Annotated in this window: 20 protein-coding genes, 1 tRNA gene and 2 pseudogenes; 11 read left to right on the forward strand and 12 right to left on the reverse strand. The window is 68.0% G+C overall.

All coding sequences use genetic code 11. The features are described from left to right. Nucleotides 1-42: 42 nt before the first annotated feature. The 4 genes from AB0F17_RS53950 to AB0F17_RS53965 all read right to left on the reverse strand — a co-directional run bounded on the left by AB0F17_RS53950 (nt 43) and on the right by AB0F17_RS53965 (nt 3,766). A complete protein-coding gene (locus AB0F17_RS53950) occupies nt 43-612 on the reverse strand; it encodes an XRE family transcriptional regulator (protein WP_358041078.1) in 570 nt (189 codons plus the stop codon). 65 nt (nt 613-677) lie between these two features. After that, nucleotides 678-1,457 carry an SDR family oxidoreductase gene (locus AB0F17_RS53955; RefSeq protein WP_358041080.1) on the reverse strand — a complete coding sequence of 260 codons (780 nt, stop codon included), beginning with the start codon at nt 1,455-1,457 and terminating at the stop codon, nt 678-680. Between the two features lie 15 nt (nt 1,458-1,472). Further along, on the reverse strand, nt 1,473-2,879 hold the full coding sequence (locus AB0F17_RS53960; protein ID WP_358041083.1) for an FAD-binding oxidoreductase: 1,407 nt from the start codon (nt 2,877-2,879) through the stop codon (nt 1,473-1,475). A gap of 29 nt (nt 2,880-2,908) precedes the next feature. After that, the gene (locus AB0F17_RS53965) at nt 2,909-3,766 is read right to left on the reverse strand and encodes a MoaF C-terminal domain-containing protein (RefSeq protein ID WP_358041086.1); all 858 of its coding nucleotides are present in this window, start codon (nt 3,764-3,766) and stop codon (nt 2,909-2,911) included. Between the two features lie 138 nt (nt 3,767-3,904). Between AB0F17_RS53965 and AB0F17_RS53970 the strand changes: the two genes are divergently transcribed. Next, nucleotides 3,905-5,365 carry an aldehyde dehydrogenase family protein gene (locus AB0F17_RS53970; RefSeq protein ID WP_358041089.1) on the forward strand — a complete coding sequence of 487 codons (1,461 nt, stop codon included), beginning with the start codon at nt 3,905-3,907 and terminating at the stop codon, nt 5,363-5,365. A 126-nt stretch (nt 5,366-5,491) separates the two neighbouring features. Here AB0F17_RS53970 and AB0F17_RS53975 read toward each other — a convergent pair whose 3' ends face one another. Then, complete coding sequence (locus AB0F17_RS53975) at nt 5,492-6,136, reverse strand: CoA transferase subunit B (RefSeq protein ID WP_358041092.1); 645 nt, start codon at nt 6,134-6,136, stop codon at nt 5,492-5,494. 85 nt (nt 6,137-6,221) lie between these two features. Further along, nucleotides 6,222-6,980: a CoA transferase subunit A gene (locus tag AB0F17_RS53980; protein WP_358041094.1), complete on the reverse strand. Its 759-nt coding sequence runs from the start codon at nt 6,978-6,980 to the stop codon at nt 6,222-6,224. A 574-nt stretch (nt 6,981-7,554) separates the two neighbouring features. Here AB0F17_RS53980 and AB0F17_RS53985 point away from each other — a divergent pair. From AB0F17_RS53985 to AB0F17_RS54000, 4 genes are read left to right on the forward strand one after another with little or no spacing between them, the layout of a single operon-like run. Further along, a complete protein-coding gene (locus AB0F17_RS53985) occupies nt 7,555-7,887 on the forward strand; it encodes a hypothetical protein (protein WP_358041097.1) in 333 nt (110 codons plus the stop codon). 33 nt (nt 7,888-7,920) lie between these two features. Continuing rightward, nucleotides 7,921-8,397, forward strand: a complete 477-nt coding sequence (locus AB0F17_RS53990) for a hypothetical protein (protein ID WP_358041100.1) — start codon at nt 7,921-7,923, stop codon at nt 8,395-8,397. Continuing rightward, a complete protein-coding gene (locus AB0F17_RS53995; protein WP_358041283.1) occupies nt 8,358-8,762 on the forward strand; it encodes an integrase core domain-containing protein in 405 nt (134 codons plus the stop codon). The genes AB0F17_RS53990 and AB0F17_RS53995 overlap by 40 nt, the downstream gene beginning before the upstream one ends. Then, nucleotides 8,725-9,447, forward strand: coding sequence for a site-specific integrase (locus tag AB0F17_RS54000; RefSeq protein ID WP_358041103.1), 723 nt, complete (start codon nt 8,725-8,727; stop codon nt 9,445-9,447). Before AB0F17_RS53995 ends, AB0F17_RS54000 begins: the two co-directional genes overlap by 38 nt. 208 nt (nt 9,448-9,655) lie before the next feature. Here AB0F17_RS54000 and AB0F17_RS54005 read toward each other — a convergent pair. Next, nucleotides 9,656-9,729 (reverse strand) — tRNA-Arg (locus AB0F17_RS54005). Nucleotides 9,730-9,822: 93 nt separating this feature from the next. On the opposite strand from AB0F17_RS54005, the gene AB0F17_RS54010 reads away from it, so the two are divergent. After that, complete coding sequence (locus AB0F17_RS54010) at nt 9,823-10,677, forward strand: tyrosine-type recombinase/integrase (RefSeq protein WP_358041106.1); 855 nt, start codon at nt 9,823-9,825, stop codon at nt 10,675-10,677. Between the two features lie 43 nt (nt 10,678-10,720). On the opposite strand, the gene AB0F17_RS54015 is transcribed toward AB0F17_RS54010, so the two are convergent. Beyond that, nucleotides 10,721-11,455, reverse strand: a complete 735-nt coding sequence (locus AB0F17_RS54015) for a ZIP family metal transporter (RefSeq protein WP_358041109.1) — start codon at nt 11,453-11,455, stop codon at nt 10,721-10,723. 269 nt (nt 11,456-11,724) lie between these two features. Here AB0F17_RS54015 and AB0F17_RS54020 point away from each other — a divergent pair. The 4 genes and pseudogenes from AB0F17_RS54020 to AB0F17_RS54035 all read left to right on the forward strand — a co-directional run. Next, nucleotides 11,725-12,057 (forward strand): annotated as a pseudogene (locus AB0F17_RS54020) (phosphotransferase); the annotation flags it as partial. A gap of 34 nt (nt 12,058-12,091) precedes the next feature. Next, a pseudogene (locus AB0F17_RS54025) lies at nt 12,092-12,246 on the forward strand (LuxR C-terminal-related transcriptional regulator); the annotation flags it as partial. Between the two features lie 41 nt (nt 12,247-12,287). Then, nucleotides 12,288-15,725, forward strand: a complete 3,438-nt coding sequence (locus AB0F17_RS54030) for a hypothetical protein (RefSeq protein ID WP_358041112.1) — start codon at nt 12,288-12,290, stop codon at nt 15,723-15,725. A 650-nt stretch (nt 15,726-16,375) separates the two neighbouring features. Next, complete coding sequence (locus AB0F17_RS54035) at nt 16,376-16,708, forward strand: YnfA family protein (RefSeq protein WP_358041115.1); 333 nt, start codon at nt 16,376-16,378, stop codon at nt 16,706-16,708. Between the two features lie 102 nt (nt 16,709-16,810). Here the strand turns inward: AB0F17_RS54035 and AB0F17_RS54040 are convergent, their stop codons facing one another. Next, nucleotides 16,811-16,969 carry a hypothetical protein gene (locus AB0F17_RS54040; RefSeq protein WP_358041118.1) on the reverse strand — a complete coding sequence of 53 codons (159 nt, stop codon included), beginning with the start codon at nt 16,967-16,969 and terminating at the stop codon, nt 16,811-16,813. On the opposite strand from AB0F17_RS54040, the gene AB0F17_RS54045 reads away from it, so the two are divergent. After that, the gene (locus AB0F17_RS54045) at nt 16,964-17,176 is read left to right on the forward strand and encodes a hypothetical protein (protein WP_358041121.1); all 213 of its coding nucleotides are present in this window, start codon (nt 16,964-16,966) and stop codon (nt 17,174-17,176) included. The two genes, AB0F17_RS54040 and AB0F17_RS54045, sit on opposite strands and share 6 nt — an antisense overlap. 103 nt (nt 17,177-17,279) lie before the next feature. Here the strand turns inward: AB0F17_RS54045 and AB0F17_RS54050 are convergent, their stop codons facing one another. The 3 genes from AB0F17_RS54050 to AB0F17_RS54060 all read right to left on the reverse strand — a co-directional run bounded on the left by AB0F17_RS54050 (nt 17,280) and on the right by AB0F17_RS54060 (nt 20,674). Next, a complete protein-coding gene (locus tag AB0F17_RS54050; RefSeq protein ID WP_358041124.1) occupies nt 17,280-18,116 on the reverse strand; it encodes a carbon-nitrogen hydrolase family protein in 837 nt (278 codons plus the stop codon). Nucleotides 18,117-18,612: 496 nt separating this feature from the next. Then, nucleotides 18,613-19,509, reverse strand: a complete 897-nt coding sequence (locus AB0F17_RS54055; protein ID WP_358041128.1) for a cupin domain-containing protein — start codon at nt 19,507-19,509, stop codon at nt 18,613-18,615. Between the two features lie 52 nt (nt 19,510-19,561). Continuing rightward, nucleotides 19,562-20,674, reverse strand: coding sequence for an LLM class flavin-dependent oxidoreductase (locus AB0F17_RS54060; protein WP_358041131.1), 1,113 nt, complete (start codon nt 20,672-20,674; stop codon nt 19,562-19,564). Nucleotides 20,675-20,696: the final 22 nt, after the last annotated feature.

Genomic DNA, 20,696 nt, shown 5'->3' on the forward strand with positions numbered 1-20,696 from the left:
GTTCGCCCTGGCCTGATACCGGCTGCGGACGTACCTCGTTGCTCAACCTTCGATGAAGGCCGCGGCACGCGGATAGGTGTGGATGATCCACACGTGGGCGTCGTTCCCGATCGCATGCCAGCGATGCGGGCAATCGGCCAGGTAAGTGACGTAGTCGCCCGCCGAAACCTCGACCTCGTGGCCGACTGGTCCAAGCTCGATCGTCCCGCTGTGGACCAGCACATGCTCGCGAGCACCCGCGCCGTGGGAGTTAGAGACCTCCGAGGCTCCCACTCGAAACGTCTGGGAGTGGATCTCAAGAGTTCCGGCACCGATCACCTGGCTGCGCAGGATCTCGCCTCTGGAGACGTCGTCTGACATATCCACGCCTTCGCCGGCGTGGACGACGTCGACGACCGGCGAAGGCGCCATGGTCAGAAGGTCGATCACGGTGACGTCGAAGGTCTCGGCAATCGCGGTGAGAGTGTCGAGCGTTGGATTGGTCTGGCCACGCTCGATCTTGAACAAGGTCGCCTTGGCGATCCCGGAGCGCTCGGCCAGTTGCGACAGGGAGAGCCCGTGCATGGCACGAAGCGCCCGGATGTTCTCCGCCAATGCCTGCAACTGGTCCACATGCACTCCCGTCTTCGTTGACTCGCCCATCGTCGGGCACCGCAGCGACCAGCATTATCGCGCCTCTACAGGTGCTTTCCCCCATCGACCATAAAGGTCGTTCCGGTCGCCACCCGCAGGTTCTGCACCACCCCCAGCACCGCCTCGGCGATGTCATCAGGGTGGACCAGCACCTGCAACGGCGTCGACGCCGCCTGGGCGGCGATCGCGTCACGGCCGCGGCCGGCCACGAAGTCCGTCTCGACGGCTGCAGGAGCCAGGCCGACGAACCGGATCCCTGGTCCGAGCGCGCGCCCCAGGGACATGGTCAGGTTGTCGAGGGCTGCCTTCGCCGCGCAGTACCCGATGTTGCTTCCCGATGCGGTCGTGCCCGAGAGCGAGGAGATGTTGACGACGATGGCGTCGCCGCTCGCCCGGAGGAGCGGTACGAACGTGCGGGTGACGGCGAACGGGCCGCGTACGTTGATCCGGAGCATCGAATCGAACAGCTCGTCGGTCATCGCCTCCAGGTCCCTGTGGGCGACCTTCGCCGTTGAACCGGCCGAGTTGACCAGAACGTGGACCTTGCCGAAGCGCTCGCCGATGTCCGCCGCCGCGGCCTCGAGCGCCGGGGTGTCCTCGATTGGCAGGCGAAGGGCCTGGTGTCCTTCGCCGGGTAGTTCGCGGACGACGCTGTCCGCGCGTTCCGGACTGCTGTTGTAGCCGACCACCACGTGTGCGCCGGCTCGTGCCAGCGCCCGTGCGGTGGCCGCGCCGATGCCGCTGCTGGCTCCGGTCACCACGGCGACCTTGCCGGGCAGTTCGTACGGCCCGAGACCGCCGCTGCGCAATTGGATCTCAGTCATGGCGTGCAGCCCTTCTCAGCCGACGTGCCCGGTGAAGCCGACCGTACGGTTGGCGATGGATATGAGTGAGGAGGGCTTGCCGGTGCGGTGCTCATTCGCATCTCCTGCGGCGCGTGCGGCCCAGATGACGCCGGCACCGACGTAGCGCAGCGGCTCCGGCTCCCATCTGCGGCCGTTCATATTCGTCCACGGCAGGCGCGTCATCTCGGTGTCGCGGCCGAGGATGAGGTCACGTAGCGTTCGGCCGGCCATGTTGGAGGGCGCAAGGCCCTCGCCCACGTAGCCGCCGGCGACGGCGAGGCCGGTGGCGCGGTCAAGGCTCACGTTGGGGGCCCACTTCCTGGTCGTACCGAAGACGCCCTGCCAGGTGTCGACGATCTTGATGCCGTCCAGGAAAGGGAACAGCTTGACGAGCTGCCCGTAGTAGTGATCCCGAACCTCCGGTTCGGCCGGACCGTCGGCGCTCGGCGCCGAGCCCCACTTGTAGGGCACGCGCGGGTCGTCTCCGCCGATGGTGATGCGGTTGTCGCTGGTGAACTGCAGGTGCAGGAAGGGGTGATCGGCGAGCAGCGCCTCGTGGCCGGCCCAACGCAGCCGGGCGATCTGCTCGTCAGTTAGCACCTCGGTGGCCAGCATGGTGGTGTGGATCGGAATGATGGTGCGCTCCTGACCCTTGATCGACTCGCTGTAGGCCTCGGTGGCGCGGACCACGAACTTGGCGCGAACCGTTCCGCGAGCCGTGATGGCCTTGCCCGGCTCGATACGGATCACCCGGGAGTTCTCATAGATCACGCCACCCCGCTTCTCCACGGCCACAGCCAGGCCGCGGGCGAGACGACCACCGTCGAGGCTGGCGCAGTGGGCGCTCCATCGGGCACCGAGGGCTCCGGCGATGTTGATCTTATCGAGGATCTCCGACTGCGAGAGGTAACGGGAGTCCTCGGGCCCGAAGCCGTACTGACGGTCCTCGTCGATGCCGGCTTTGAAGCGCCTGGCCTCCAGCTCGGTGCGGGCGACCATCATCACGCCGTTGTGTGCGTAGCCGCACTCGATGCCTTCGGAGGTGATGATGTCGCCGACCTGATAGACAGCCTTCTGGACGGCGCGCTCCATGTCGATCGCAGCCTGCCGGCCGCCTCCGCGCTTGGCCCAGAACGAGCGTGAGCCGTTGAGCTGGGCGATCACAGCGCCGCCGTTCCGGCCGGACGCGCCGTAGCCGGCGACGTTGGCGTCCAGCAGGACGACCTTCAACTCGGGGACGGACTTGAGAAGTTCCAGAGCCGTGTAGAGACCGGTGTAGCCCGCGCCGACGATGGCGACGTCCGCCTCCTCGTCCTGCGCAAGGGCGGGACGCTCGGGAATAGGCCCTCCGTTTGTGATCTCCATCTTGTGCCACCAATGCGACAGCGTGGACTTGTCCATGGGTCTCTCCTTGGTGAGGGATTTGCGGATCAGGGCAACTGCCCGTGCGGTTGCTCATCGGCACAGCCGTAAGGCTCCGTCAGAGCCTGCAGGGACTCGGGGTGGGTGGTGACGTTCAGCAGGCTGCCGATCGCACCGAACTGGTGGTGGAGGATCTCCTCGGTCCTGGCTTCCCAGCCGAACATGCGTCCGTAGGTACGCATCGCGGCGAGGTCCACGAAGAGCATGGACTCCACGGGCTGCACGTGCTCGCTCCAGCCGAAGAAGTACAGGTCGGCGGCCACTTCATAGGCGCGAGTCCGATCGAGTTCGGTAAGCCCCTTCTCAATCCCCGCGATGCACTGCCACGCGAAGTTGTGGGAGTTCATGTAGATGTGGTCGTAACGGTCGGTGTCGCTGTATTGCCACATCACGCGCTTCCCGACCATGCCCGCTGAGCGGGGGTGCGCTCCAGGCCGGACCCCGTTGACGAACCAGTGCTCGTCGACGCTGCGAACCCAGCGGGTGTTGTTCAACCTGTCGTGGACGTAGGACGTGACGATCGTGACCAGGCCGCTGTTGAGGTCGAGCGCCCAGGTCTCGTTGACAGGCAGTCCGGCGACAGCGCCCTCATGGTTGACGGCGGTCGTCAGGATGTCGACCAGGTAGATCCCCGGGCGTACCAGGGTGGCGTCGTACTCGCCGGCCGTCGTCACGCCAGCGAGAGTGCGATGCAGCTGGTGGGCACTCTCGAAGGAGCAGGACATCTGCGATCCGACCGTGTCGACGAGATTCAACGTGCGCCCCGAAAGGTCGCCCACGAACGGCGGCCGATACTGGGTCTGCTGGCTGATGCCGACCGTGAGGAGCGGCAGGTCTTCGGGCGATTCCCATGTCTCGTAGCTCATACAACACCCTTGATCGAATCGACATCTGTGACAGGCGCGGCCCTTCAGGCGCTACTTTAGATGATACGCTCATACTCTTCAAATGAACGCGACTGGTGATGTGGACCACGTCGCAAGGCGCCGGAGGAAGGCCGAGGCATGAAGCCGACATCCATCAAGTTGCCCCGCACCGAACTGTTCATCGACGGCGAATGGGTGCCGGGGAACGGCGGGACGTTCGCCGTGGAGAGCCCCACTGACGGGAGTGTCATCGCCGAGCTGCACAGTGCGGACGCTGGTGACGTGGACCGCGCTGTCGCGGCCGCTCGCCGCGCCTTCGACTCCGGCCCCTGGTCCAAGATGCCTGGCGCCGAGCGCGGCAAACTCCTGTACCGCCTGGCCGACCTGATCGAGGAGAACGCTGCGAGCTTCGCCGGGCTCGAGTCGCTCGATGTCGGCAAGCCGTATCTCGACAACCTGGCCATCGACGTCGACATGGCGATCCAGACCTTCCGGCATTTCGCCGGATGGGCCGACAAGCTCCACGGTTCCACCATCCCCGTGCCGAACCACATGGGACGTCCACGGTTCTCCTTCACCGAGCGGGTGCCGGTCGGTGTCGTCGGCGCGATCACCCCCTGGAACGCTCCCACGATGATCACCAGCTGGAAGCTGGCTTCGGCGCTCGCCGCCGGCTGCACCGTGGTGCTCAAGCCCGCTGAGGACGCGCCACTGGTCTCCCAGCTCTTGGCGGAGCTCGTGGCCGCAGCCGGCTTCCCCGCCGGTGTGCTCAACGTGGTCAACGGTCCCGGCCACGTCACCGGAGCAGCCATCACCGGTCACCACGACATCGACAAGCTCTCCTTCACCGGATCTCCCGAGGTCGGCAAGCTCATCGGCCGTGCCGCCGCTGACCAGTTCAAACACGTCACCCTCGAACTCGGAGGCAAGTCTCCGCAGATCGTCTTCAAGGACGCGGACATCGAGGCCCTGGCCCCGATTGCGGCCGCGTCGATCTTCGCCAACAGCGGTCAGACCTGCGCAGCCGGCACCAGAGTCCTGGTCCACCGCAGCCGCATCGACGACGTGGCCGGCGCGCTCGCCGCGCAGGCTCAGAAGCAGCGGCTCGGCGATCCGTTCGATGCTCACACCACGATGGGAAGCCTCATCAACGCCTCACAGCGCGAGCGTGTGATGAGCTACGTCAACGCCGGTGTCGAGCAGGGCGCCGAACTGGTCACCGGCGGCAAAGCCCTCGACCGGCCGGGATACTTTGTCGAACCGACCTTGTTCGTCGGCACCAACGACCTCAAGATCGCGCAGGAGGAGATCTTCGGGCCGGTCGGCACGATCATCCCGTTCGACGACACAGACGAAGCGATCCGGCTCGCCAACGCCACGCCGTACGGACTGGCCGCCGTGATCTGGTCCCAGAACATCGGTGAGGCGATCATCGCCTCGCGTGCTCTTCGAGTAGGCGCCGTGTGGGTGAACTCCTGGGGCGCTCCCGACCCCCGGGTCCCGTGGGGCGGGATGAAGACCAGCGGCATAGGCCGGGAGCTCGGGCTGTCGGGTCTCCTCGCCAACACCGAGGAGCGCCTGGTCAACGTTGTCTGCTGACCGTCGGTCGGTAGCAGGTGTGGTGCCGGCCCCGCCATCGTGGCAGGGCCGGCACCACTCAGGGAGATCGGTGGCCGCTTCGCTCGCTCACGGTGGCCGCGGTGATGACGTTCGAGTTTGAGAGGTCTACGATTCTTCCCCTCTAGCAATTACGGGAGGCTCAGTCTTGGCACGTACCTCGGCCTCGGTAACGTCAGGGGCCAACTCGACCAGTCGCAGCCCCTCGGGCGAGACGTCGAGCACACACAGGTCGGTGATGATGCGTTGCACGACCCCCTTGCCGGTGTAGGGAAGGGAACAGTCGTTCACGATCTTGAGGGTTCCGTCCTTGGCTACATGCTCCATCAGGACGATGACTTTCTCCGCGCCGTGGACCAGATCCATGGCACCGCCCATCCCCTTGACCATCTTGCCGGGGATCATCCAGTTCGCGATGTCGCCGTTGGCACTGACCTGCATGGCACCGAGGATGGCCACATTGATCTTCCCCCCACGGATCATCCCGAAGCTGGTAGCGGAGTCGAAGAACGATGCACCCCGGCGGACAGTGACCGTCTCCTTGCCCGCATTGATCAGGTCAGGGTCGACCTCTTCCTCGGTCGGGTACGGTCCGGTGCCGAGGATGCCGTTCTCGGACTGAAGAACCAACTCCACGTCGTCATCGACGTAGTTGGGCACCAAGGTCGGCAGGCCAATCCCTAGGTTGACGTAGTCACCGTCCTTGAGTTCGGCTGCCGCCCGAGCTGCCATCTGCTCGCGGCTCCACGCCATCAGTCCTCACCCTCTCCCTGGTTGGTGCTCAAGAGCGCCGCACGCCATTCCTCAGGCATCAACGGCTCGACGACGGCCTCATTCCTCACGACTGGCTCCTGACGGTGCGCTTCTCGATCCGCTTCTGCAGAGCCTGTTCAGGCGTCAGCGGCACGACCTGATGGATGTAGACGCCAGGGGTGTGGATCTCGTTCGGATCCAGCTCACTGGGCTCGACGAGGGTCTCGACCTCGGCAATCGTGAACCGGCCGCACATGGCGGCGAGGGGGTTGAAGTTGCGGGCAGCGTCCTTGAAGACCAGGTTTCCGTGGCGATCGCCCTTCCACGCCCGGACAAGGCCGAAGTCGGCAGTGATGGCGCGCTCGAGGACGTACTCCACGTCGTCGAACATCTCCACCGGCTTCGCAGGTGAGGCGACCGCCACCGACCCATCTGCGGCGAACTTCCACGGCATCCCACCTTCGGCCACCTGGGTGCCGACCCCCGTGCGTGTGTAGAAGGCGGCGATTCCGGAACCACCCGCTCTCATCCGCTCGGCAAGCGTTCCCTGCGGGGTCAACTCGACCTCGAGTTCGCCTGCGAGGTACTGGCGAGCGAACTCCTTGTTCTCGCCCACGTACGACGCGACGACGCGACGAAGTCGCCCCGCGCTCAGAAGCAGGCCAAGACCCCAGTCATCTACGCCGGCGTTGTTGGAGACGACCTCAAGGTCGGTCGTTCCCCGCTGCAGCAGCGCTTGGATCAGAACCGACGGGATCCCGCACAAGCCGAAGCCGCCGACTGCGAGCGACGAACCTGACGGAATGCCGGCGACCGCTTCGCCCGCCGATGTCACCTTGTCCACACGTCCTCCGACGGGTTCTCACTGTGACGATAATCGAACATGCCAACACTACTATCGAACCCGCCGGTGCGGGTACCCGGAATCCCGGGCAGGTCGACCTGGAGTTTCGACCGGCAGACAAGCGCCGTCCACGAGCCGCACCATGCGGTTCCCCGGGACCCAAGGCCCCGACGGCGGTAGCGCCAGCCAGGTTGCGGACTTCGCCGGCTCTAGTTCCCAGTGGAGATCGGGGACAACGCGCTGTTCTGGGAACGCCCATACGAGTCGGTCGGCAGGTCAGCTCCCCGCTGGACGGTAACCCCACCGTAAGCGCGCCCGAGGAGGCCCTCGGTCCCCGCCGCGGCGATCAGAACGACCGTGGTCCGGGACCCGAGGCGTTCTGCGGCCCCCCAGCCTGTGCGATCAGCCGAAGGGACGTGGGCTTTGACCCCTCACCCGAGGCCCATCTCGCCGAGGGGCCGAGCCAAGCTTCCGAACGAGGCGGTCGAGTGGTAGCCGTTCATTCCTGGTAATCGGGTTTATCCACTGGGTAACTAGGGCCGGGCTTGGCGCGAACCTCGCTGACGTCGATGGGTTGGTCGCACTCGCTGCAGACGACGACAGCGTGCATGTTATCCCGCTCGAAAACCCGGTTTCGTCCTGTGAACTGGGGTTTCGCTGCGCGATCAGGGCGGGTGGCTGCGACCATCACGAGGTGTTGTTGTCGCTGGTTTACCGGTTGGTGACGGGCTTGTTCGGTCTGCTGGCGGTGCTGGTCCGCTCTGAGCTGTCCAAGGATGTTGAGCTGCTGGTGCTCCGCCATGAGAACCAAGTGCTCCGCCGGCAGCTCGGTGGCCGCCTGTGGTGGGGTTACGCCGACCGGCTCTGGCTGGCGGCATTGTCGCGGCTTGTCCGCCGCCGCCGGTGAGCGGAGCTGTCCCCGGTCACGCCGGCGACAATCTTGCGCTGGCATCGTGACCTCGTAGCGCGGAAGTGGACCTTCACCGACAGGCGGCGCCCAGGACGGCCCGGCACCCGCCGGCCGGTCAAGGTGTTGATCGCGCAGATGGCGCGGGAGAACCCGACCTGGGGGCACCGGAGAATCCAGGGCGAGTTGGCCCGGCTCGGTTACTCGATCGCGGCTTCCACGGTGTGGGAGATCCTGCACGCCGCCGGTATCGATCCGGCGCCCCGCCGGGCCGGGCCGACCTGGCGGCAGTTCCTGACCGCCCAGGCTCACGCGATCATCGCCTGCGACTTCCTGGTGGTCGAGTCGGCGCTGCTCAAACGGCTGTATGTGCTGGTCTTCATCGAGCACGGCACCCGGCGACTGCACGTGGCCGGAGTGCCTCGCACCCGACCGGAGCGTGGGCGGTGCAGCAGGCCCGCAACCTGGCGATGGACCTGGGAAATCGCATCGCCGGGCTGCGATTCTTGATCCACGATCGGGATCCGCTCTTCACCTCCGCCTTTCGGGAGGTCTTCACAGCCGAGGGACTGCGGGTCGTCACCACACTGCCGCGGACTCCTCGGATGAACGCCATCTGCGAGCGGGTCATCGGCACCCTACGCCGCGAACTCCTGGACCGGATCCTGATCCTCAACGAATGCCACCTGACCTTTGCGCTCCAGGAATATCTGATCCATTACACCGGGCATCGGCCGCACCGGTCGCGGCACCAACGTCCCCCGGACATCGCAACGCAGCCCGCCCGGCACGTGGCCGACCTCAACGACCTGCGATCTATCCGCCGAAAACCCGTAGTTGCAGGCACGATCAACGAATACCACCACGCCGCTTAACCGCAGCTCAGACCACATAACTCAATATTCGAGCGGTACACCGGCGCACACCCGCCGGTTCCTCAAGGAAGCCAAAACGCATCGCCTGTTCGCCCTCTACCAGTTGATCGCGCTGCGCGGCCTGCGCCGGGGCGAGGCGTGCGGGCTGCGCTGGAAGGAGGTCGACCTCGACGGCCAGGCCCTGACCGTGAACTGGCAACTCGTGCAGCTGGCCTGGCAGGTCCACGAGGGCACCCCGAAGACCGACGCCTCGGTCCGGACCATCGCTCTGGACACCGACACCGCCCAGGTTCTGCGCGCCCAGCGGCAGCAGCAACTTCAGGAACGCCTGCCCATGGGCGAGGCGTGGACAAACACCGAGTTCGTCTTCACTCAGTCCGACGGCAGCCGCCTGCATCCGCAGCATGTATCCGACCAGTTTCTCTGGCTGGCCTACCTGGCCGGACTGCCGCCCATCAGGCTGCATGACCTCCGCCATGGGGCGGCCTCGCTGATGCTGGCGGCCGGGGTGGAGATGAAGGTGGTGCAGGAAACGCTGGGCCACACCTCCAGCGCGTTCACCGCCGACACCTACACCTCCGTCTACCCACAGGTCGCCACCGCGGCGGCCGAGAAGACGGCCGCCCTGCTGTTCGGTGAGGAAGACCAGGCCGAATCGGGCAAACTCATCTCGCTGAGAAGCTGAACAGTCGGATTAAGCATCCGGCCCCGCATTCGCCGCCTGCTCGCGGCGAGGCGGGGCCGCTGCTCTTTCGCAGCAGCCGGAGCTGGCGAATGGATCATGGTGTGTGCGGGGTTGGTGCGCGCGAGCACGCAGGGAGCACACAAACGCTAGACGAAAATTCTAGAACGTATCCGATCCCGCATCACCGCAGGTCAGGCCATGATCAAAGCGCGCCCTGCAGGATTCGAACCTGCGACCGTCGGATTAGAAGTCCGGTGCTCTATCCAGCTGAGCTAAGGGCGCTCGAATTCGGCGTCTGACCAGCACGTCGGCCGACCAGGTGAGACGGTAGCATAATCATACACCGGTCGAACAGTATCGGATTTGGAGAGGCTCATGGCGCGATCCCGAAGACAGATACTCCCTTCGTCTCCCCTGCTCGACATGGTGTCCTCCTGGGAATTGTCCCTTCAGGCGGCTGACAAGTCACCCGGAACGATCCGCAGTTACCTCGACAGCGTACGCGTCCTGGCCCGGTTTCTCTCCGAGCGCGGACTGCCCGCGGAGGTGGAGGCGGTCGGCGCCGCGGACGTGCGCGCGTTTCTCGATGCCAGTACGGCCACGACCAGTCCGGGGAACGCGCACAAGCATTTTCGGAACCTGCGGGTGTTCTTCAACTGGCTGATCGCCGAGGAAGAGCGGACCACGGGGACGCCTATGGCCGGGATCGATCCGCCCAAGGTGTCCGGTCGTACGGCCGAGTTGCTGGCTGATCGGGAGCTTGCGGCGCTGCTGGAGGTCTGTTCCGGCGGGTCTTGGGTGGATCGGCGGGATACCGCGATCGTGCGGGTGCTCATGGACAACGGGATGCGGCTGTCCTGGCTGGCGGGGCTGCGGCACAGTCCAGACGTCAAAACCATGACGGGCGGCGAGCGGGTCGGGGATGTGTGGTTGGATCGGCGGCTGCTGCGGATCGCCCGCAAGGGGGAGGACGCGTATCTGGTGCCGATCGGGCCGAAGACCGCCGCGGCGATCGACCGGTATCTGCGGGCCCGTGCGCGGCATCCGCACGCGGCGTCGCCCTGGCTCTGGCTTCCGGTACGCGGCATCACGGCCGAGGGTGGCGAGCGGCGGCTGACCGCCACGGGGATCCAGCAGATGCTGGAACGGCGGGGACGGCAGGCGGGGATCTCGGGGCGGCTGCATCCGCACCGGTTCCGGCAGACGATCGCCCTCGGCGACCGCCTCTAGCCAGACTGAACCTAGCCAGACCAGAACCGGCGGAAGCCAAGCGTCAGTCCGTCAACGCGATCACCACCCACATGAACGCCGCCCCCGCCAGCGTCGCCAACAGCGTCGGAGCAGCAGCGCGGCTCGTGGTGTGGGCCTCGGGCAGGATGTCGGACGTCGCCAAGTACAGCAGGAACCCGGCGAACATCCCCAGGTACGCCCCCAGTATCCCGGCCGGGATCGCCACCAGAGACGTCAAAGTCGCCCCCGTCACCGGTGCGAGCGCATCCAGACCCAGCAGCAGCACGGCCCGGCGGCGCGCGTTCCCGTACAGGGAAGTGATCGTGTACGTGTTGAACCCGTCCGTGAAGTCGTGCGCGATGACGCCGATCGCGACGGCGACGGCGAGCGTGGTGTCGGTCTGGAAGGCGGCGCCGATCGCGGCGCCGTCGAGGAAGCTGTGGACGATGAGCCCGGCACCGGCGACGAGGCCGACGCCCGCGTGCGAGTGGCGGTGTGAGGCGTAGTCGCCTTCGTGGGCGTCGTGCATGCCCATCGAGCGTTCGACGGCATGGATGCCGAGGAACGCCAGCGCGAACATGAGCATCGGCACCGGCACCCCGCCGAGCTTGGCCGGGTCGCGCGAGAGCGCCTCCGGCAGCAGGTCGAACGCCACCACGCCGAGCATGACGCCGGCGGCGGCGCCGAGGACGAGGTGACGGCGTTCCTTGACGCGATGCGCGACCAGCCCGCCGAGCAGCGTCATCAGGAATGCCGCGAACGACAGCAGGATCGGCATGAGGCTCCACGCTAGGGGGCACGTGTGCGCCGCAGAGTCACGACACGCTAAAACGCCAGGCGGGAGGGGTATAAAAGGGTCTAAGCTGTCGTGGCATGGTCGCGACGCTCCTGCACGAGATCCCCTTGCAGGGCGGGGATGTGACAGACGGGGTGGTCCGGGTCGGTGACACCGTGCGCAGGCCGGTGAGCCCGTCGACGCCCGCCGTGCACGCCCTGCTCCGCCATCTGGAAGCCGCCGGGTTCGACGGCGCGCCGCGCGTGGTGGGCATGGACGGGCTCGGGCGGGAGATTCTCACCTATATTCCGGGTACGACCGGGCTCGGCCTGGTGACGGTCACCGACGAGGCTCTGATAGGAGTGGCCGAGCTGCTGCGCGACTTCCACGACGCGACGGAGGGCTTCCCCCTGACTCGCGGCGGCTGGGAGGGCGGTTCGAACGACGACGCAGCACCGGAGGTCATCGGTCACTGCGACCTGACCCTCCAAAACGTGATATTTCGCGATGGAAGGCCCCGGGCGATGATCGACTTCGATCTGGCCCGGCCGACGACCCGGCTGTTCGACGTCGTCACGACGCTCAGGCATTGGGCTCCCATCGCCGACCCCGTCGATCTGGCTCCGCTCGATGGCCGAGGGTCTGTCCAAGGACGAGATCGCCGCGAAGCTCGCCATCAGCCCGCTGACCGCCAAGACTCACATCACCCGCCCCCGCTGAAGTCGAACGTCCGCGACCGGGCGCAGTTGGTGATCCTCGCGTACGAGACCGGTTTCGTACGGCCGGGATCTTGATGGGGTGTTGCGGTTGGCCCAGCTGACACGACTATGTGGGTATGAGGGTGCGGGCCGGGCTGTGGTGGGTGGCGTCGGTAGTGATGCCGGTCGCCGTTGCCGTGGCGGGTAACCAGATTCTCAACGACGGCATCTGGAGCGGGCTCTGGATCGCCATCGCGCTGGGGCTGGCAGGGGCCGGTGCCGTGGTGGCGCAGCGGGCGAGCCGCCCGCCGCAGGCACCGACGACGCTGGACGCGGTGGCCGCCCGGCTGGCTGGGGAGGTGCACAGGCAGTGGACAGCCGAGGCCGCCTGGCGTCGCGTTCAGCCGGTGCCTTTGCAGGTGCGCTGGTCGAGCACCGGACGGCCGGTCGCGGCCGGGCGGGAGGTGGTGATCGACGACGACAGCGGCGCGAGCTGGGCGCTGTTGCCGTTGACAGGGACGGCGGAGGAGACGGTCGCCGCCTTTCGCGCCCTGCCACATCGGCAGCTGGTCGTGCTGGGCGAGCCGGGGGCGGGCAAGAGCGTGCTGGCGATGCTGCTCACCCTGGGCCTGCTGAAGGAGGCCGCGGCGGGCGGGCCCGTGCCGGTGCTGCTCCCGATCTCCTCGTGGAACCCCGCGCTGGAGCCGGTCGAGGCGTTCGTGATCCGGCGCTTGGGTGAGGACTACGACTTTCTGACCGTACGGGACGGCGACGGCCCGGCCTGGGGGCGGGCGCTGGTCGAGGCGGGCCGAGTGCTGCCGGTGCTCGACGGGCTGGACGAGCTGCCGGTGGCGGCGCATGTACGGGCGGTAGAGGAGCTGGACCTGCTGGCCGCGGCGGGCCGACCGCTGGTCGTCACCTGCCGGAGTGAGGAGTACGAGCAGGCGATCAGGACCGGCGGCCTTGTGCTGTCCAGGGCTGCGGTCGTCGAGATCGAGCCGGTGGGCGTCGAGGAGGCCATCGCCTTCCTGTCCCATCCGGCCCCGTCCCGCGCCCGCTGGCAGCCGGTGTTCGAGCACCTGCGCGCTCAGCCCACCGGGATGCTGGCCACGGTGTTGTCCACGCCCTTCATGGTCTGGCTGGCCCGTGCCGCCTTCCAGGCCACGAGCACCGAACCCGACCGGCTGATCACGATGACCGATCGGAGCGAGATCGCGGCCACGCTCATGGACGGGTTCGTCGCCGCCGAATACCGAAGCCGTCCGGCCGGGCCCCGGCGCCGCTACCGGCCGGAGCGCGCGGCGCGCTGGCTGGGGCGGCTGGCCTACCAGCTGCGGGAGACCCGCCTGCGCGACTGGTGGTGGTGGCACCTGGCGGTCAATCCCAACCCCAAATACCCCGATCTTGCCGAGACCGGGCGGGCGATGGCGGCCATGCTCGTGGCCGGGGCGCCCCTGGTGGCGGCGGTGGGCGGTTTCGCTGGTCTGCGGGCGGCGCTGGCGGGGTGTCTGGCGATCGGGTTCGCCGCCGCCCGGACGTTCCGCCCGTTATGGCCGGGCACGTACCCGCCGTCCCCGCGGTGGCGCTATCGCACGACGCAGGCCGACCGCACCCACAGGCGAAGGCGCGCGGCCCTGTTCGGAATCGTGTTCGGCCTAGCCACGGGGTTTGTGGCGGACGCGTGGGCGGCGGCGTTGATCGCCGTGCCCGCCGCCACGCTAGCCACCGTCGTGCTGCCGTGGGCGGCTGCGCGTACCGAACATCCCACACCTCGGCTGACCTTCCGCGCCAACCACCGCAACGCCGTCCTGGCCGCCGCGCGGCACGCGCTGATCGGCGGCCCGGCCTTCGCGCTCGGGGCCCTGGTAACCGGCCCGCCCGGACGGGTGGCCGCCGTGGCGGGGGCCGCGGCACTGGTGTACGCGGGCGCCGCGGCCTTCGGCGCCGGATGGTGGACCTGGACCCGGTTCCGGATCATCCACCTGTTCCTGGCGGCCCGCGGCAAGCTGCCCTGGCGGTTGTGGGCCTTCGTCGAGGACGCGCACCGGCGCCAGGTGCTGCGCCAGGCCGGATCTGCCTGGCAGTTCCGGCACGCCCTGCTCCAAGACCACCTCGCCGACGCCTACTACCTCGATCACCTGGGCGGCCGCGCCAAGGTGGGAGGTCCGCGGGCCCGGCTCGAGCTGGCGCGGCTCCTGGGCGAGCGGGGCCGCATCGACGAACTGCGCGCCCGCGCGGATCAGGGCGATGGCTTCGCCCGCAGTGCCCAGGTCGGCCTTTTGCGGAAGCAGGGCAAGATCGGCGAGGCCATTGCCATCCTGCGGGAGCAGGCCGACGCGGGCAACCTGCCCGCCGCCTACGGCCTGGCCTCGCTGCTGGCCGAACAGGGGCTCGTGTCCGAGTTGCGGGCCAGGGCCGAAGCCGGTGACCTGTACGCGCCCCAGGAGCTGGCGAAGCTGCTGGAGGCACAGGGCCGGCTCGACGAGCTGCGAGCCCTGGCCGACGCCGGCGTCAAGTACGCCGCGTCCGCGCTGGGCAGACTGCTCGCCGCGACAGGGCGGCACGAGGAACTGCGCACGCGCGTCGAGGCGGGCGAAGGGGGCGCGGTCGCCGCTCTGGCGAAGGTGCTGGCGTGGCAGGGCCGGGTCGAGGAGTTACGCGCCCTGTCCGATGCCGGCTGGCGAATGGTCGATCGCCTGCTGGCCGAGGCGCTGGCCGCGCAGGACCGCGTCGAGGAGGCCGTCACTGTCCTTCGGGCCCGCGCCGACGACGGCGATCGCAAAGCGGCCGACCAGCTGATCGACATGCTGATGGAACGGGACCGGATCCAGACGCTGATGCCGATCCTGGAGGACTACGCGGGGCTGAGAGGTTCGGAGGCCAACGTCGCGACGGCCGAACGGCTGGTCGCACTGGGACACGTCGAAGAGGCGATCACGTTCCTTGACGCCTGCGTCAACCCCTCCGGGTACGGCGTCCAGCACGTCGCCGGAGCGCTGGCCAACCTGCTCGCCGCCCAGGGACGCCTGGACGAGGCGATCAACGTCCTGCGGACCCGCGTCCACCCCCTGTACAGTCCCAACGCGGACCAGCAGGTGGTCCACCTGCTCGCCGAGCATGGACGCGTCGACGAGCTGAGGGCGCAGTCCGATGAGGGATCCTGGAGCGCCACGGCCAGGCTGGTCAATCTGCTGGTCGAGCGGGGGCAGACCGAGGACGCCATCGAGATCCTGCGAGAGGTCATCGCGAGGGGCAGGATCGCACCCTTCCTCTCGGCAGACCGGCTGGTCAAACTGCTGATCGGTACCCACCTCCTGGATGAGGCGTTGACGCTGTTGCGCCAGCGGGCCGACGCCGACGACCCGTATGCCACGTATGCCTCCAGAGAACTTGCCCGGCTCCTGGGCGTCGAGGGCCACGTCGACGAACTGCGGGCACGTGCTGCGGCCGGAGACGCGTCCGCCGCCTCCGAGCTGGCCAGGGTCCTGGACGAACAGGGGCTGACGCAGGAACTACGAGCGCGGGCTGACGCCGGAGACATGTACGCGGCGCGGCGCCTGGGCCGCATGACCTGAGCGAATTGTCGGAGCCGACGGCTAGGGTCGCGGCCACGCGACCGCGACGGCATCGGCTCATCCACCAGCCACCGAATCATCGCCATCAGCTGCGGAAGGCTCGGGCCGGCCCAGTCCATGACCTCGGCAGTACGACAAGTACAAGGCGATCCGGCCCGCGTAGGTCTTCTCGGTGTTGAACGCCCGGCCCGCCCCGCGAAGCCCTGCCAGGAACGCGCACGCCTCGACATGCAACTCGAGGTCCTCGTCTACCACCACCCACGACACCGACTCATCGGAGGCCACCGCTCGTTCAGCCCAGCAGTGCCGCACGGCCGCACCCGACCTGCCCAACATGCCGTACGGACCCCCCAGATACTGTGCGCCAAGTAGCCGCCAACACTACTTGAAGCACTTGCTGCACGACTGAGAGTCACCAAAGATAACTGGAATCCTGTCCGGGGCGGGCGCGGCGTTCCTGGCGGACAAGATGCCGATCATCGCCATCGTCCTCGCCGTCGCCGCGGTCCTGGCCTTCACCATGGCCGGCCACCGTAAGGCCACCGGCGCGAGCGGGTGCGGCGACTCGTGCAGCAAGGACACCGGGGGAGGCGGATGCGAGTGCGCATCCAACCGTGTCTGGCCTGGCAGGGAGCTATACGGTACCGACCATGATGATCGTCCGGTCCCTGCTGCTATTCAGCCTCGCCGCCATCGCCGAGATCGGCGGGGCCTGGCTGGTCTGGCAAGGCGTCCGCGAACACCGGTGCGGCTGGTGGATCGGCGCCGGGATCATCGCCCTCGGCCTCTACGGGTTCGTCGCCACCCTCCAGCCCGACACGAACTTCGGCCGGATCCTCGCCGCCTACGGTGGCGTCTTCGTCGCCGGATCTCTGGCGTGGGGCATGATCCTCGACGGCTTCCGCCCTGACCGCTGGGACATCGCCGGCGCGCTCATCTGCCTCCTCGGCGTCGCCGTCATCATGTACGCGCCTCGTACCTGAACAGCCCTGCGTCGAGCAGTGAGGCCGGACGATCCCTGCGATCAGGCCCCGAGAGAACGGCTTCCGCCTCATTCACCATTCGGCAGGTTGTGATAGCCGGGCCTACCAGTATCCGGTGAGGCAGTGAGCACTGCACGACGGTACAGGATCGCCCGCCAGCACAGAGCAGAAGACGCCGAGGAAACGGCCATAGCGGCCGTGACGCTGGTAGACGCGCTCGTCCACCAGCCGCCGCGCGCTGGCCAGCTTCAGGACATGCACCGCGCCACCACCTTCGAGGCCGGTAACCCCCACTCGATCGCCCGCAAGGAGTTCGAAACGATGGCCCAAGCCGCCGACGAGTGCATCACGACCGTCGCCGGCATCGACAAACCCGGCCAGCAGGCGGTCCGGCACGGGAACAACAGTCTGCTCGCCCAGATGATCACCGACCTGGAAGCCCGGCTCACCGAGCCGGCGGTGGGCTGACCAAGGCAGCCTTCGCGTCGTGGGTCGGAGCGAGAACACCCCGATCCGGGCCTACGGCGTGTAACGACCTCATGAACCACAGCAACAATCCGGAGCACCATGATCAAACCTCGTTCGGCTCCGGCATCTGGCCTTTTCTCCCACCCTTGGCGTGATCGGTCAGGGCGTCGATCCACTTGCCGAAGATGGCAGGGTTTTGCGCCACATCCCAGCGCTGCAGCATGGAATCGTTCGTGAGATCAATGTCTGCCACCACCACGCCCGGTTCGTCGCCGTCCGTCTCGCTCATGATCCGGCCATCCGGAGCGATAATCCGAGTCGCCGCACCTCCCTGCCGTCCCTCCGCCCTGCCACAGACATCGGCCGCGATCACCCAGCAGTCGTTCTCCACGGCTCGGGCGATGAGAGCCGACCGCGTCCGCACTCTCCACCCGCGGGTGACCTCCACGGGAAGGTCGTTGTTCAGCGGGCACGCGAGAATGCGAGCTCCGGCCAGCGCCAACAGCCGGGACGGCTCGACAAAATTCGCGTCATTGCAGATCACCACGCCGAAGGCGCGCTGGTCGTGATAGAAGAGCGGCACCTCCTCGCCCGGGGTGAAGGCCGGCTCGCGAGGAAACAGCTTGCGCACGACCCCGAGCAGCTGCCCCCCGCGCACCACCGCCGCCGAGCTGAACAACAGCCCGTCGGCAGCTCGCTCGGTGAAGCCAGCCACCACCGTCAGGTGCGCAGGGCAATCCCGAAACGCCGCGACCAAATCCGGGTAAGGCGCCGTCATCGCAACCGCGTCCGCAGCAGGCCGGGCAGAGCGCATGCCGCCGAAGTAGCACTCGGGCAGCACCAGCAACTCGGCCTTCTGCCGCTCGCACAACTTGATTGCCTCATGAAGGCCGCCCGCCTGCCACCCCTCTAGCTCTGACTGCAAGGCTGCAACGCGCACAGGTCGAGATTAAGGCCTTGACCGCCGTCGGCGACTCGCCGCCCGTCACGCTGACCACGCCGAGCAGGAGGCCGACCGGGAGCGCACCGCCCGCGAGCAACTGACCGAGCCCCGCGACAGCCAGACCTCACTGTTCGAGGAGCAGAGAGCTATGGGCCGAGTTGGAAGGCCGGGTCGAGCATCTGCGCGCCGAGGCGGAGCAGTTGCGCGCCGAAAACGGCCGGGTGGAGTTGACCCGGTTTGGTGGACTCCTTCTTCCGGGAACCAGGGTTCCCCAGAGACCAGGAGTCCACCAAACCGTGTCAACTCCAACCCATCGTTCGCCGCCGACGTCAAGGCCCTGCTCGGCCCAGACGCGATCTCCCTGTAACCGGCGGTCACGACGCCTCGGGTCCCCGCGACGGGCGCGGGCGACCAGCTCGTGGGAGCGGCGAGCGGCGTGTCATGGACGGGGCAAGAGATCACCACTCTTCATCGCCCCCGCTGGGCGCGTGGATCACTCGGCCCGGCGTGCCGCGGCCGAGAGCGACTCGGCCATCTCGTCGACGTCCATCCTCATCAGAGAGCCGATCAGATACTCGCGGGCTTCGGCGACCGCCAGCCGGGAATCGCCGACCACGCAGGCGGGCGGGAGCGTGGCCCGCATCTGCGGGTCCTTCAGTGCCAGCGCGAGGATCTCCGCGGTGAGCTGCTGCGCCGCCCAGTGCGGGGTCCGCTCCTCGATCGCGACCGTCAGGTGCAGCGACGGCTCTTCCCCGACGGTATAGGGGGAGTGCAACCAGCCGCGAGGCAGCCACAGGACATCGCCCGGCTCAAGCGTGAAAGCCTGCTCGGGAGGGGTGTGCTCCAGGAAATGCCGCTGCTGCGGGGTGAACCCGACGATGGCGTTGGAGCCGTATGCGCGGACGGGGTTGTCGATGCACGGGGAGTGCACCGGCCACGCTTTCCGGCCGTGAAGCTGGACGATCAACGTCAGGTAGGGGTCGTAGTGGTAGGTGAGGCCCTGCCCGCCCGCAGGGGTGAGATAGGCGTTGGTGTGGACGCGGTAGCCGAGCTCGTGGGTCAAGGCGGCGTGCAGCTCGGCGATCGCCGGCTTGAACCTCTCCAGGTCACGCAGGGAGAGCGTCCCGCCGTTGTCGAGGTGCGCCCGGACCGCTCCCCGCCGCGGCATCCCCGGCAGGTCGTCGTCGGCGTAGCGGCACGGGTCGGTGATAACGCTGTCTTTGACCAGCACGACATGGCGCAGGGCGAGGCACTCTGCGTCGACGAACTGATCCACCTCCTCCAACGTCAGCAGGTGGCTGAAGGAGACGGGGTCGCGCCGGTACCGTCGCGGCTGGCGCGGCCACGCGGTCATGACGTCGCCGGGGTCGTCGATCAAAGATTTCAGCATCAAAGGCTCCTGTGGGTGGGGGGTGCTCAGCGATCTTGTTGCGGGCCCCCAGTCAGACGTCGGTGCGAACGAGCGGGTCAGGCGTGATCGGTCGGTCACCGCCGGGCGGGGCAGGTGATCGGGGAAGGGGCGTCACGCCGTAAGCGCGGGCGATCAGCTCGTAGGAGCGGCGGCGGTTGGCGTCGCCATGCACATGGCAGGAGATCATCACCTCGTCGGCCCCGACGGCGGCCCCCAGATGTTTCAGCTGGGCCGCAACGTGCGTCCCTTCGCCGATTACCCGATGCGACAGCCACTCCTGCAGTCGTTCCTCCTCCGCCGGGTCACGGGGCCGGGACGCGGAACCGGTGGGCGCGGGAAGCGGCCTGGAGCCGCTGCGCAGCACGGCGAGACCCGCCGCGCAGGCCAGGAGACGCGCATGCTGCTCCTGCTCGGCCGCGACCACGTTGACCGCCAGCATGACGTACGGCTCCGCCAGGACGGCCGACGGACGGAAAACCGCCCGGTACGCCTCGATCGCGGGCCCGGTGCGGGAGGCGTGGCGCAGGAACACATACGGCAACCCGAGTTGCCCAGCCAGCCGCGCACCGCCCTCGCTGGTGCTCAGGAGCCACAGCGGTGGCCGTCCCGCTCCGGGGTTGTGGGCTGTCCCCGGCTGCGCCCGCACCGTCGCGTACCGGTGTCCGGGCGGGAACGAGGCGTCCAGGAACTGGGTGAGCTCGGCGAGTTGCCGCGCGTACTCGTCACCGGCCGGTGCGGCGGCATCGCGGCGCAGCGCCGCTGCGGTGACGGGGTCGGCTCCCGGCCCCCGGCCGACACCCAGATCGATCCGGCCAGGGTGCAGGGCATGCAACGTGCCGAACTGCTCGGCGATGGCCAGCGGGGCGTGGAGGGGGAGCATCACCCCGCCCGAGCCCACCCGGATGGTGCGGGTGAGCGCCGCGATGTGGGCGATGAGGACCGCCGGGGCGGAACCGGCCAGCCCCGGGGCGCCGTGATGCTCGGCCACCCAGAACCGGTGACAGCCCCAGGTTTCTGCGTGGCGGGCGAGTTCGGTGGCGGCGGTGAGGGACCGGGCGGCGCTGCTTCCGGCATCGATGGTGGCCTGATCGAGGATGGACAACCGGGCCGGGCTGCCGGCCGGGTGCACATCGGTGCCGGTCACGGGCATCTCCTCACGTGCGGGG

This window comes from Nonomuraea sp. NPDC026600 (assembly GCF_040638335.1).
Lineage (GTDB): Bacteria > Actinomycetota > Actinomycetes > Streptosporangiales > Streptosporangiaceae > Nonomuraea.